The sequence below is a fragment of the Janthinobacterium sp. HH106 genome, from assembly GCF_001758725.1.
Classification (GTDB): Bacteria; Pseudomonadota; Gammaproteobacteria; order Burkholderiales; family Burkholderiaceae_D; genus Janthinobacterium.
On record NZ_LRIC01000002.1, the window covers coordinates 664,183 to 676,984 of the forward strand.

General features: G+C 62.2%; 14 protein-coding genes. 11 read left to right on the plus strand and 3 right to left on the minus strand.

The window, feature by feature from the left end; all coding sequences use genetic code 11:
- Genes JAB8_RS03570 through JAB8_RS03580 form a run of 3 tightly spaced genes read left to right on the plus strand, consistent with a single transcriptional unit; the run spans window position 1 to window position 2,871 of the window.
- Entirely contained in the window at window positions 1-825 is an 825-nt protein-coding gene (locus JAB8_RS03570) for a protein-glutamate O-methyltransferase CheR (protein ID WP_070288497.1), read from the plus strand.
- The gene (locus JAB8_RS03575) at window positions 822-1,352 is read left to right on the plus strand and encodes a chemotaxis protein CheD (RefSeq protein ID WP_070288498.1); all 531 of its coding nucleotides are present in this window, start codon (window positions 822-824) and stop codon (window positions 1,350-1,352) included. Before JAB8_RS03570 ends, JAB8_RS03575 begins: the two co-directional genes overlap by 4 nt.
- Window positions 1,339-2,871 (plus strand): chemotaxis protein CheW, encoded by a 1,533-nt coding sequence (locus JAB8_RS03580; protein WP_254679434.1) that lies wholly within the window; start codon window positions 1,339-1,341, stop codon window positions 2,869-2,871. Before JAB8_RS03575 ends, JAB8_RS03580 begins: the two co-directional genes overlap by 14 nt.
- A gap of 6 nt (window positions 2,872-2,877) precedes the next feature.
- On the opposite strand, the gene JAB8_RS03585 is transcribed toward JAB8_RS03580, so the two are convergent.
- Window positions 2,878-4,530, minus strand: coding sequence for a 3-(methylthio)propionyl-CoA ligase (locus JAB8_RS03585; RefSeq protein WP_070218371.1), 1,653 nt, complete (start codon window positions 4,528-4,530; stop codon window positions 2,878-2,880).
- A gap of 250 nt (window positions 4,531-4,780) precedes the next feature.
- Here JAB8_RS03585 and JAB8_RS03590 point away from each other — a divergent pair, with 250 nt between their 5' ends.
- The 7 genes from JAB8_RS03590 (at window position 4,781) to JAB8_RS03620 (ending at window position 10,167) form a co-directional block, all read left to right on the plus strand.
- Complete coding sequence (locus tag JAB8_RS03590) at window positions 4,781-6,223, plus strand: YdiU family protein (protein ID WP_071654379.1); 1,443 nt, start codon at window positions 4,781-4,783, stop codon at window positions 6,221-6,223.
- Between the two features lie 9 nt (window positions 6,224-6,232).
- Window positions 6,233-6,634 carry a peptide-methionine (R)-S-oxide reductase MsrB gene (msrB, locus tag JAB8_RS03595; RefSeq protein WP_070288499.1) on the plus strand — a complete coding sequence of 134 codons (402 nt, stop codon included), beginning with the start codon at window positions 6,233-6,235 and terminating at the stop codon, window positions 6,632-6,634.
- Between the two features lie 74 nt (window positions 6,635-6,708).
- Window positions 6,709-7,338 carry a septation protein A gene (locus tag JAB8_RS03600; RefSeq protein WP_070218373.1) on the plus strand — a complete coding sequence of 210 codons (630 nt, stop codon included), beginning with the start codon at window positions 6,709-6,711 and terminating at the stop codon, window positions 7,336-7,338.
- Window positions 7,335-7,637, plus strand: coding sequence for a BolA family protein (locus JAB8_RS03605; protein WP_225317325.1), 303 nt, complete (start codon window positions 7,335-7,337; stop codon window positions 7,635-7,637). Before JAB8_RS03600 ends, JAB8_RS03605 begins: the two co-directional genes overlap by 4 nt.
- A 113-nt stretch (window positions 7,638-7,750) precedes the next feature.
- Complete coding sequence (locus tag JAB8_RS03610; protein WP_070218374.1) at window positions 7,751-8,530, plus strand: peptidyl-prolyl cis-trans isomerase; 780 nt, start codon at window positions 7,751-7,753, stop codon at window positions 8,528-8,530.
- 111 nt (window positions 8,531-8,641) lie between these two features.
- Window positions 8,642-9,418, plus strand: coding sequence for a peptidylprolyl isomerase (locus tag JAB8_RS03615; protein WP_070288500.1), 777 nt, complete (start codon window positions 8,642-8,644; stop codon window positions 9,416-9,418).
- Between the two features lie 68 nt (window positions 9,419-9,486).
- Window positions 9,487-10,167 carry a DNA alkylation repair protein gene (locus JAB8_RS03620; protein ID WP_070288501.1) on the plus strand — a complete coding sequence of 227 codons (681 nt, stop codon included), beginning with the start codon at window positions 9,487-9,489 and terminating at the stop codon, window positions 10,165-10,167.
- Here the strand turns inward: JAB8_RS03620 and JAB8_RS03625 are convergent.
- Complete coding sequence (locus JAB8_RS03625; protein ID WP_070288502.1) at window positions 10,130-10,825, minus strand: TetR/AcrR family transcriptional regulator; 696 nt, start codon at window positions 10,823-10,825, stop codon at window positions 10,130-10,132. The two genes, JAB8_RS03620 and JAB8_RS03625, sit on opposite strands and share 38 nt — an antisense overlap.
- A gap of 107 nt (window positions 10,826-10,932) precedes the next feature.
- Between JAB8_RS03625 and JAB8_RS03630 the strand changes: the two genes are divergently transcribed.
- Entirely contained in the window at window positions 10,933-11,637 is a 705-nt protein-coding gene (locus JAB8_RS03630; protein WP_070288503.1) for a hydrolase, read from the plus strand.
- Window positions 11,638-11,643: 6 nt separating this feature from the next.
- Here JAB8_RS03630 and JAB8_RS29800 read toward each other — a convergent pair whose 3' ends face one another.
- The gene (locus JAB8_RS29800) at window positions 11,644-12,537 is read right to left on the minus strand and encodes a GNAT family N-acetyltransferase (protein ID WP_083287556.1); all 894 of its coding nucleotides are present in this window, start codon (window positions 12,535-12,537) and stop codon (window positions 11,644-11,646) included.
- Window positions 12,538-12,802 lie beyond the last annotated feature (265 nt).

Below are 12,802 nucleotides of genomic sequence, written 5' to 3' on the forward strand. Positions count from 1 at the left end.
ATGAGCCACGCGGCCACCTTGACGCCCGAGGTGCTGACGACGCTGATCGCGCTGGTGCGCCAGCATACGGGCATCGCCATGACCGCGCGCAAGAGCGTCTTGCTGGAACGGCGTTTGCAGCCACGGTTGCATGCGCTGTCCCTGACCAACTACCAGGCGTACCTGGACCGGGTGGCCAGCGACCGCGACGAGGTCGCCCATTTCATCGACCTGGTGACCACCAACGACACCCTGTTCTTCCGCACGCCGCAGGTCTGGGACTACTTCCGCGACCGCTACCTGCCCGCCTGGGCGCGCGCCCATCCCGACGGCTGCCTCGCCATCTGGTCGGCGGCCGCCGCCAGTGGCGAGGAGCTGTATTCGATCGCCATGCTGTGCGAGCAATTCAAGCTGCAAGTGCCCGCCTTCCGCTATCAGATCCTGGCCAGCGACATTTCGCAGCAGATCCTCGCGGCGGCAAAGGCCGGCCAGTACAGCGGGCGCTCCGTCGAGCGCATCCGGCTGTCGCACCCGGACTTGCTGCGCAAATATTTCTCGCCCGCGCCATATGGCGTCAAGGTCAACGACGAGCTGCGGCAGCATGTCAGCTTTGCCCAGCATAACTTGCTCGAAGCGCTGCGCCCGGCGCGCCAATTCGACCTGGTGTTCCTGCGCAATGTACTGATTTATTTCGACGCGGAGCACCAGGAAGCCGTGCTGCGCCAGACGCGCCTGAGTCTCAAGGATGAAGGCCGGCTGATCCTGGGCGAGTCGGAAACGATCGCCCGCCTCGGTACCGGCTATCAGTTCGAATTTCCCATGATTTACAAGGCGGGCAGCGCATGAGCATCATCATCGAACATGGCCTGGCGCCGCAACATGTTGGCATGGGGCAACTTAGCGTCGGTACGCATGGAGAGCAGCTGCAAGCCTTGCTCGGCTCCTGTATCGGCATCGGCTTCATCTGGAAAAACGGCCCCTGCTGCGGCCTGGCCCACTGCTTGCTGCCGGAAGCGCCCGGTGCCGGGCATGCCCTTGGCGCCCGTTATGTGAGCCAGGCCGTGCCCTCGTTGCTGCGCCTGATGGGCGTGCGCCAGGCCGATTATGCCGATATCGAGGTGGTGCTGGCAGGCGGCGCCAGCATGTTCGGCCCCGCCCACGTCCATGGCCGCCTGCAGGTGGGCCGGCAAAACGCGGAGGCGGCGCAAAAATACCTGGCCCAGTGCGGCTTGCACGTCAGTTTTTGCGCGCTGGGAGGCCGCCACGGCCGCCAGTTGCTGATCGATTGCGCCCGGCACAGCTACGCCGTCACCGAGGTGGTGGCACCACCCGAATGGATTCCACGCAAGGAAGGCGCATATGGATATGCATGAAGCGACGGGCTTGCAGGCCCATGGCGCAAGCGACACGGCCGCCGAACTGTTCGGCTCCTTCCACCTGGGCGGCGATGAATTCGCCCTGCCCGCCAGCTGCATCCGCGAAGTGGTGAACTACCCCGCGAAAGTCACGGCCCTGCCCCTGTCGCCCGCGTATCTGGAAGGCATGTTCACCTTGCGCGGCAGCGTCATTCCGGTGGTCAACCTGGGGCGCTTGTTCCGCGCTGATGCGCCGCGCGCCGTGGCCACGGACAAGATCGCCATCCTCGATTTCCAGCAAGTACTGATCGGCATCGTCTTCCAGGATACGGGCGAAATCCTGCGCGTGCCCGCCAGCGCGCGCAGCGCCCTGCAATATGCGGCCGGCGACAGCCAGGCCGTCATCGCCGGCACGATTTTGCTCGATGGCGGCGCGCGCCTGCTGCAGATACTCGACCCGCACGCCCTGCTGCGCATCGAAAACGTGCCCCACGTATTGGCGCTGCAGGCGACGGGCGCCAAGCTGAGCACGGCCCGCTACCATGCGCAAAGCGAACGCCGGCAATGCGTCAGCTTCCATGCGGCCGGCGCCACGTTTGCCTTCGAAATGCTGGCCATCCAGGAAATCATCAAGGTGCCGGAACTGCACAGTTCCCTGCTGAACAACGAACTGTGCCTGGGGCGCATGCATTTCCGCGGCAACCAGGTGGCCGTCGTCGACTTCGGCGCCCTGCTGCAGGCGCCTGCGTACGACAAGGCGGCCAGGGAAGCCACGCCGGACCAGCGCGTCATCGTCGTGCGCCTCGACGGCACGACCGTGGGCTTCCTCGTCGACTCCGTCGACAGCATCGTGCATTTCTTTGGCGACCAGGTGTTGCCGATTCCCCTGCTGAGCAAGGCGCGCGCCGCCATGTTTGCCGGCTGCATCACGAAAGAGGGCCTGGGCGACATCATTTTCCTGAACCACAAGGACATCCTGTCGCAGGCGGAGATCGTCGAGATGCGCGACGGCCACGCGCGCCTGTACCCGGCCGACACGGAAATGGGCGCCGCCACGCACAAGGCGCGGCGCCGCGTCTACATTACGTTTACAGTGGAAACCCGCTTCGCCGTGGAAATCGGGCAAGTGCGCGAAATCATCGATTTCAGCCACGCCATCACCACGCCGCCGGGGATGCCGGCCTGCATGCTCGGCATGCTCAACTTGCGCCAGCAAATGATCAGCATCATCGATCTGCGCCAGCTGTATGCGATGCCGGCCCTGCCGGACGCCAGCAGCGGCAAGATCTTGATCGTGGAACGGGGCGCCGAACGCTACGGCTTCCTTGTCGACCACGTCGACAACATCATGACCATTTCCGACAGCCAGCGCTTTGCGGCGCCGCAAATCATCCGCACGGGAGAGCACGACGACTTGCGCAGCGAAATGGATGAAATGATCGACATCGGCACGGATGCGCAGCGCCAGACCCTGTCCGTCTTCCAGTGCGATCATTTGCTGGAAAAGCTGGAGACGGCGCTGCCGCGAGCGGCCTAGCTTGCCTTACATCCCCGGCAACTGGTGTCCCTTGAACTGCTCGCGCAGCTTGTTCTTCTGGATCTTGCCCGTGGCGCCCATGGGCAAGGCGTCGATGAACAGCACGTCGTCGGGCGTCCACCACTTGGCGATCTTGCCCTCAAAGAACTGCAGCAAGGCGTCGCGCGTGACCGTCATGCCGGGACGCAACACCACGACGAGCACGGGACGCTCGTCCCATTTCGGGTGGAACACGCCGATGCAGGCCGCCTGCAGTACGGCCGGGTGCGCCATGGCCAGGTTTTCCAGGTCGATGGTGCCGATCCACTCGCCGCCCGACTTGATCACGTCCTTGCTGCGGTCCGTGATCTGCATGTAGCCGTCCGCATCGATGGTGGCCACGTCGCCCGTGGGGAACCAGCCGTCCTGCAGCACCTCGCCGCCCTCGTTCTTGTAATACGAGGAAATGATCCACGGTCCCTTCACCAGCAGATGGCCATACGCCACGCCATCCCACGGCAATTCCTTGCCGTCGTCGTCGACGATCTTCATGTCCACGCCGTAGATCGCGTGGCCCTGCTTTTGCAGGATCTTGCGCTGCTCGTCCTTCGGCAAGTCCAGGTGCTTGGTCTGCAAGCCGCCCGCCGTCCCCAGCGGCGACATTTCCGTCATGCCCCAGGCGTGGATGACCTCGATGTCGAACTTGTCGATCAGGGTGTCCATCATGGCCGGCGGGCACGCCGCGCCGCCGATCACCGTGCGGCGGAAGGTGGAAAACGTCAAGTTATTCTGCAAGGCGTGATTCAGCAAGCCCAGCCAGACGGTGGGCACGCCGGCCGAGAACGTCACTTTTTCCGCCTCGAACAATTCATACAGCGACTTGCCGTCCAGCGCCGCGCCGGGAAACACCATGCGCGCGCCGGACAGTGGCACGGAATACGGCAAGCCCCAGGCATTCACGTGGAACATGGGCACGACGGGCAGCACCGTGTCGGAGGCGCGCACGTTCAGGGCGCTGGGCATGGCCGACGCATACGCGTGCAGCACGGTCGAGCGGTGCGAATACAGGGCGCCCTTGGGATTGCCCGTCGTGCCCGACGTATAGCACAGGGTGGCGGCCGAGTTCTCGTCGAACAAGGGCCATGCGTAGTCGTCCGAATGCGTGGCGATCAAGTCTTCATAGCACAGCAGGTCGGGGATGGTGCTGCTGGCGGGCATCCGCTCGCGGTCGCACATCAGCACGAAATGGCGGACAAAGGTGCAGTCGGCGGCGATTTTCTCCACCACGGGCAAAAAGGTCAGATCGAACAATAAAACCTGGTCTTCCGCGTGGTTTGAGATGTAGGCGATCTGGTCGGGAAACAGGCGCGGGTTAATCGTGTGCAAGACGGCGCCCGAGCCGGACACGGCATAATAGGCTTCCAGGTGGCGGTAGCCATTCCAGGCCAGGGTCGCGACCCGGTCGCCCATGCCGACGCCGAGGCCATGCAAGGCATTGGCCAGCCGGCGCGCGCGCTGGTGGCAATCGCGGTAGGTGTAGCGGTGCATATCGCCTTCCACCCGGCGCGAAATGATTTCGCTGCCGCCATAATGACGCGCTGCAAACTCGATAATGCTGGAAATCAGCAGGGGCTGATTCATCATCTGGCCCATCACTGGACTCAAGGGGAATGCCGACATCGTGTCTCCTGGGGTGGCTACTCGGTTATTGTTGGAATTGACAGATTTTTCCTAGTTTCGTACGGTCGTGCGGAAATCGTCAACGCATTTCGATATTGCGCTGCAGCATGGAATTTTTGATTCCGTTTCCAGCCGCATGGGCAAGCGCCACGCGCCCTGGCGCGGTGCGGTAAAATCGCATTCCAGGCTGGCGCACCTTGCCGGTCCATCTTATTTGACTGGAATTGCCATCACCGCTCATACCTTACCACTGGATAACGCCTTTGCGGCCCTGCCGCCCGCGTTCTATACGCGCTTGATGCCCACGCCCCTGCCCGCCCCATATTTCGTGGCCGCCAGCGCGCCGGCCGCCGCCCTGATCGGCCTTGATGCGGCGCGTCTGGCCGAGCCTGATTACGTGGCGCTGCTGGCCGGCAATGCGGTTGCCGAGCGCTCGCAGCCCCTGTCGGCCGTGTATTCGGGCCACCAGTTCGGCGTCTGGGCCGGCCAGCTGGGCGACGGCCGCGCCATCCTGCTGGGCGATATCGCCACAGCGAGCGGCCCCATGGAACTGCAGCTGAAAGGCGCTGGCGCCACGCCGTATTCGCGCATGGGCGACGGGCGCGCCGTGCTGCGCTCGTCCATCCGCGAATTCCTGTGCTCGGAAGCCATGGCGGCGCTTGGCATTCCCACCTCGCGCGCGCTGGCCATCATGGGTTCGCAGCAAGGCATCATGCGCGAAACGGTGGAAACGGCGGCCGTCGTCACGCGCATGGCGCCCACGTTTGTGCGCTTCGGCTCGTTCGAACACTGGTTTTACCGCAAGCAGCCGGACGAGCTGAAAATCCTCGCCGATTACGTGATCGACAGTTTTTATCCCGAGTTGCGCGCCGCAGCAAATCCATACCAGGCCTTGCTGGCCGAGGTCTGCGTGCGCACGGCGCACATGATCGCGCAGTGGCAAGCCGTCGGCTTCATGCATGGCGTGATGAATACGGACAATATGTCGATCCTGGGCCTGACGCTCGATTACGGCCCGTTCGGCTTCATGGAAGCGTTTGACGCGGAACACATCTGCAACCATACGGACCAGCAGGGACGCTACTCGTATGCCAACCAGCCGCAAGTGGGCCACTGGAACTGCTATGCGCTGGGCCAGGCTTTGCTGCCCTTGATCGGCGAAGTGGAACTGGCGCAGGCGGCGCTGGACACGTACCAGGGCGCGTTCGCCGAGAAAATGAATAGCTTGCTGCGCGCCAAGCTGGGCTTGCAAACGAGCCAGGACGGCGATACGGCCTTGTTCGACAACATGTTTGCGCTGATGCAAGCCAATCATGTGGATTTCACGAACTTCTTCCGCGCCTTGTCTACACTGCAGGTGGCGGCGCCCGAACATGACACCATGCTGCGCGACATGTTCATCGACCGCCCCGCCTTCGATGCGTGGGCAGCACAATACCGCGCGCGCCTCTTGCTGGAAAACAGCGTCGATGCCGAACGGCAAGCGGCCATGAACGGCGTCAACCCGAAATACGTGCTGCGCAACTATCTGGCGCAAGTGGCCATCGAGAAAGCCCAGCAGCAGGACTACACGGAAGTGGCGACATTGCTGGAAGTTTTGCAAAAGCCATTTGACGAACAGCCCGAACACCAGCACTATGCGGCCCTGCCGCCCGACTGGGCCAGCCACCTTGAAGTCAGCTGCTCATCCTAAGGAGTCATTATGACCACGAATAAAGTCAAGAAAACCGACGCCGAATGGCGCGCCATGCTCGACTCGATGCAATACGAAGTCACGCGCCACGCGGCCACGGAACGGGCCTTCACGGGCAAGTTCTGGGACCACCATGAACACGGCATCTACACCTGCGTCTGCTGCAACACGCCCCTGTTCGCGTCGGACACCAAGTTCGACTCGGGCTGCGGCTGGCCCAGCTACTTCCAGGCGCTGGACCCGGCCAACGTGACGGAAATCACCGATCGCAGCCACGGCATGCTGCGCACGGAAATCGTCTGCGCCGTCTGCGACGCCCACCTGGGCCACGTCTTCCCGGACGGCCCGCCGCCGACCGGCTTGCGCTATTGCATCAATTCGGCCTCCTTGCGCTTCGATCCGCAGCCTTGATCTGGCGATGGCTTGGGCGTTGCTCCTAAGCCATTCCTAAGATGATTCTAATAAGACCAGTGTAAAGTCTCGCCATGAAATTTCTATTCGACCTATTCCCCCTGATTGCCTTCTTCACCGCCTTCAAATTGGGCGGCATGTATGAAGCGGCCACGCACGATTTCGTGCAGCAATATTTGTCCGGCTTCGTGTCTGGCGGCCTGATCAAGGCCGACCAGGCGCCGTGGATACTTGCCACCCTCGTCGGCATCATCGCCACGGCTTGCCAGGTCAGCTATCTGCTGCTGCGCGGCCGCAAGGTGGACGGCATGCTGTGGCTGTCGCTGTTCATCTTTGTCGTGTTCGGCGGCGCCAGCATCTATCTGCATGACGATTTCTTCCTGAAATGGAAGCCGACCCTGATCTACTGGCTGTCCGGCCTGGCCCTCTTGATCGCCCACGTGGGTTTCAAGAAAAACCTGATCCGCAAGACCATGGAAGCGCAAGTGCAGTTGCCCGATGCCGTCTGGAACCAGCTGCTGGCCGCATGGATCATCTTCTTCGGCGCCATCGGCGCACTGAACCTGTTCGTCGCCTTCGTGCTGTACAAGGGCGACATGGCCGCCTGGGTCAGTTTTAAAGCGTTTGGCGCGACGGGCATCTTCTTTGCCTTCATCGTGGCGCAAACCCTGTTCCTGGCCAAACATATCAAGGAAGACGCATGATGAGCTCCACCACTGAAAACACCGCGCCGGAAACGCGCATGCAGCGCATTCGTACCCGCCTGGAAACGGCACTTTCCCCTCTGGAATGCGTGCTGGAAGACGACTCGGCGCGCCACCGGGGCCATGCGGGCGCCGCCTCGGGCGGAGGCCATTACAATCTGCGCATAATTTCTAGTCAATTTGAGGGGCTCAGACTCGTCATGCGTCATCGACTGGTGTATGATTCCGTGCACGATATGATGCATAATGAGATACATGCATTGGCGATTGTGGCCCTGGCGCCGTCCGAAGTAGTGTAAGGACGGCGTTTTTGGCGTACCGGGGCGACTTGGTATGCCATTTGCCGCAAGCGCCATGCACGCGTTTTCTTCCCATGCGTTTTTTACGAAACTTTCCCTAACAGGATTTAATAATGACTTTTAAGCCAGCCCGCTTGCTGATCGCACTACTCGCCGTTGTCGCGGTACCTGTTTTTGCGCAAAATGTTGCCGTTGTTAATGGCAAGCCTATCCCATCTTCGCGCGTTGATGCAGTCGTCAAGCAAGTCGTCGCCCAAGGCCAGCAACCGGATTCGCCGCAACTGCGCGAAATGATCAAGAAAGACTTGATCGGCCGTGAAGTGCTGATGCAAGAAGCGGAAAACAAAGGTTTCGGTAAAGATGCAGCCGTCAAGCAGCAAATCGAGAACGCACGCCAAGCCATCGTCATCAACGCCCTGGTCGGCGACTACCTGAAAAAGAACCCGGTCAACGACGCTGAAATCAAGGCCGAATACGACCGCTTCGTGGCGCAGACGGGCGACAAGGAATACCACGTACGCCACATCCTCGTGGGCACCGAAGCAGAGGCGAAAGACATCATCGCCAAGCTGAAAGGCGGCGCCAAGTTCGAAGATCTGGCCAAGCAATCGAAAGATACCGGTTCGGCCGACAATGGCGGCGACCTGGACTGGGCAGCCCCGTCGTCGTTCCCGAAAGTGTTCTCGGACGCCTTCGTGAAACTGCAAAAGGGCCAGGTTACCGACACCCCGGTGCAAACGCCTAACGGTTTCCACGTGATCAAGCTGGACGACACCCGCGCGGCAAAACTGCCGACCCTGGAAGAAGTCAAGCCACAGATCGCCGAAGCGCTGCAGCAAAAGAAACTGCAAGCGTATCAGGAAGAAATGATCAAAAAAGCGAAAGTTCAGTAAGAACTGACCTCCCCGGCGCCCTTTTCGGCGCCGGTCGTGTATTCTGCGCCTGAATGCGCACTGCGCGCCAGTCGCGTATATCGATTTTTAGTATATTTATTAGGAATGAACATGATTTTGAAGCCAGCCCGCCTGATCTTAGCCCTGGTCGCCGTAGCCGCGATCCCTGCGTTCGCGCAAAACGTGGCCACCGTGAATGGCAAGGCCATCCCATCGTCGCGCGTCGACCAGGTCGTCAAGCAAGTCGTCGCCCAAGGCAAGCAAGCCGATTCGCCGCAATTGCGCGAAGCCATCAAGAAAGACCTGATCGGCCGCGAAGTGCTGATCCAGGAAGCCGACAAGCAAGGCTACGGCACGCGTCCGGAAGTCAAGTCGCAGATCGACAATGCCCGTCAAAGCATCATCATCAATGCCCTGCTGGCCGACTACGTCAAGAAGAACCCTGTCAAGGACGCTGAAATCAAGGCCGAATACGACAAGTTCAAGGCACAAGCGGGCGACAAGGAATACCATGCACGCCACATCCTGGTGGCCACCGAAGCGGAAGCGAAAGACATCATCGCCAAGCTGAAAGGCGGCGCCAAGTTCGAAGAACTGGCGAAAGTGTCGAAAGACGGTTCCGCAGCCAATGGCGGCGACCTGGACTGGGCTAGCCCGGCTTCGTACGTCAAGCCATTCTCCGACGCCATGGTCGCCCTGAAGCCAGGCCAGGTCACGCAAACGCCCGTGCAATCGCAATTCGGCTTCCACGTGATCAAGCTGGAAGAAACCCGTCCGACGAAGCTGCCGGCACTGGAAGAAGTCAAGGGCCAGGTAGCCGAGTCGCTGCAACAGAAAAAACTCGCCGCCTACCGCGATGAACTCATGAAAAAAGCCAAGATTCAGTAATATTGGATCGGCATGAAAAAGCGCTCCCGGTGAGCGCTTTTTTTACGCCTGAAAGAAAGCGAGATGCCATGAATCTACATGCAGAATTGAAAGCCGCGCTGGAAGCGGCCGCCGAACCGGGCCGCGCAGAGCCCATGCAGGCCTACATGCGCGGCCAGTTCGTTTTCCTGGGCGTGGCAGCACCGCAGCGGCGGCTGGCCGCCAGGGGCTTGCTGGCGGGCTTGAAAGGCGTGGGGGCCGAGGTGCTGCTGGAACATGCGCAACTGCTGTGGCAGCAGCCAGAGCGCGAGTACCAGCACGTGGCGCTCGACATGCTGGCCCTGCACCGGCGGCAACTGGGCGTCGAACACCTCCCCGCCCTGCTCGGCCTGGCGCGCCAGCGCGCGTGGTGGGACAGCGTCGACGGCATGGCGGGCATCGTGGGCGAGGTGCTGCAGGCGGAGCGCCAGCGCGGCGGCGATGGCCATGCGCACATGGATGGCGCCTTGCGCCACGAGGACCTCTGGCTGCGCCGCATCGCCATGCTGCACCAGCTGGGCTGGCGCGCCGACACGGATGCCGGCTGGCTGTTCGGCGCAGCACTGGCGCTGGCCCACGAAGACGAGTTTTTCATCCGCAAGGCCATCGGCTGGGCCTTGCGCGATTACGCGCGCCACGCGCCGACAGAGGTGCTAGCTTTTGCCACAGAGCATCGCCAACGGCTCTCCCCCCTCAGCTACCGCGAAGCGCTGAAGCACCAGCGACCTTGAACGACTGGCCGCCCAGCAATCGCAGCGCCGCGTCGATGCGCGGTGCCGCATCCCAGGCCGGCACGGGCGCCAGCAAGCCAAGCGCCATCTGCCGCAGCGGCTCGGCGATTACCATGGCCAGCAGCAAGCCGGCCAGTTCGTGCCCATCGTGCCCATCCTGCAGCACCAGATGGCCGCGCGCGGCCTGGCGCTGCAACCACTGGGCCAGCAAGGCCGTGCCCCGCTCGATGCCGTTGCGCTGATACACGGCCAGCAAATCGGCGCGGGCGGGAAACTCCGTGCACAGCAGACGGAACAGGCCCACGGCGTCCGCCGTCAGCACGCGCGCGGCCATCGCCTGCAAGACCTCCTTCAATAATGGCAGGACCTCGCCGGGCGCGGCCGCATCGTGCGCCATGGCGGGCAGGAACGCATCCGTCCAGCCGCGCACTACCAGGGCCACGAGTTCCTCGCGGTTGGCCGCATACTGATACAGCGACTTCTTTGCCATGCCCGCGTGGCGCGCCACCGCTTCCATGGTCGTGGCGGCATAACCTTCATTCAGCAGCAGCCAGGTGGCCGCCTGCACGGCCGCATCGCGCGCCTCCTCGGGTGGACGCGCCGGACGGCCCCGTCCACGCACAGCCTTGCTCTCTGCCTTGCTCTCTTCTTCCTGCATGCCGGCTCCAAGCTTGATCGATGGACAATTTTACACTGAAACACATTTCGGAAACGTTCTTCGTTTCTTTAATATATAATTGGCTCACCCCAACAAAGGAGAACGACATGACGAGCTACACGCACAATGCATTCCCATGGAGCATCACCGGCACGGGCGACTTGCTCGACCCGTTTCCCCTGCACCTGGAAACGGGCATCACGCGCCTCGACGATGGTTGCCTGCTGGTGGCGGCGCGCACCGAGCTGCACGGCTGCAGCGGGCGCATGCTGGACTGGTGGTTTACATTTTTCGAGACGACGCAGCACATCAAGTGGTGGCATCCGCACGACCACGTGGCCCATCACGGCTGGAACAGCGCGTGGAAAAAGGGAGAGAGTTACTACGGCGCCTCGATCGAGGCAGTGGAGTCCTTGGGCGATATTCCACCCGTGAAAGCCAAGCTGAAGTTCCATGATCCAAAGGAAGTCTTTGACCCGGCGCAGCTGCAGCAGGCAAGGGACAGCGGCGCCCTGTCGGCCGCCATCTGCGCCCGCATCGGCTTTGGCGATTACGTCGTGCTCGACCCGTACGGCGATCCGCTCGATGGCGAAATGCTGCACCTGACGCGCGACACGCCCACGGGCTGCGTGCTGCGCAGCCGCTTCTTGCTGGGCCGCAACAGCCTCAATCCCGTGCGCGACGTGCCCGACGTGCTGGGCCTGAATTTGCTGCGCCATTGCTACAGCGAATTTACCTATCTGTCGCGCTTTTTGCCGTCGCTGTACTACGGCGAGCACGCCAATGGCGAAAAGGCGCCGCTGCCCTGGTAAAGAGCCTTACAGCCGCTTGTGCATGCGCGCCAGCGGCAGTTTGATCGCGTTGGGCAAGTCGAGGTGAAAATCTTCCGTGACGGAAAAGCCGCTGGCGAGGTACAGCGGCACACCGGGCAAGGTGGCGGCCAATTCCAGTGCCGTAAAACCCGCGGCCCGCGCCTGCCGTTCGCAATGGCGCATCAGCATGCTGCCCAGGCCCTGGCGCGCGGCCGCTGGCTCCACAAAGAAGGCGCGGATGCGGCCCGGCTGGCTGGCCGGATCGAGCAACGGGTCCGGCCCGCTCTTGGCGCGGTCAGCGCCATACAGGGTGGCGCGCCGGCTCCAGCCGCCGCAGGCCAGCATGGCGCAAGCGCGTTCGATCACGAAATACGTGCGGTCGGCAACGAGCTGCGTATCGACGCCGAACACGTGGCGCGTCACGGCCTCGGCCTGTTCCAATGTATAGAATCCCGCGCTCAGCGCCACGCCGGAACGGGCGATCAGCGCATTCATTGCAGGCACGTCGGCCGGCAGCGCCACGCGCAGGCGCGTCAACGCGCCAAAGCTGAACCAGGCACGGCGGATGCGGCCCTGCTCCACCTCATAGGTCGCCACCAGTTCCTGTGCCGACACCCCATCGTCCGTGTCGCCATGGACGATTTCATGATCGATCACCAGCTTGCCGCAGGCGATGCGGTTGAGCAACTGCGCCCGGGGCTGGCTGGCGGCGAAACGGGCCGTGAAGCGGGGGCCGATTTGCGAGCCGCCTTGGGCCAGCAAGGTATCGGGATGCTGGAATTGCTCTGCGTCATCGGCGTAGATGGCCAGCAAGGCGGCCACGTCGTGGGCATTGTAGGCGTCCAGTTGCGCCTGGACCACCGCCGTGGGAGAAATGCGTGTATCGTTGGCAAGCGCCATGCGTGTACCTGTTGTGGAGTCGATGGAAAGTTGCAAAGGGTAACATTGTCGCCCCTGTCGCGGTGTCGTTTACTGCGATAATAACAAGATTCGTCGCAAGTGGCATATTGAGGCGTCATCCATCAACCGTAGAGCGCAATCGCACAAGCACAGCAGGAGTAAATATCATGAAATGGGAAGGCAATCGCGAAAGCGACAATGTGGAAGACCGGCGCGGCGAAGATGGCGGCGGGGGCGGCGGTGGGGGCTCGCGCGTGGCAAACTA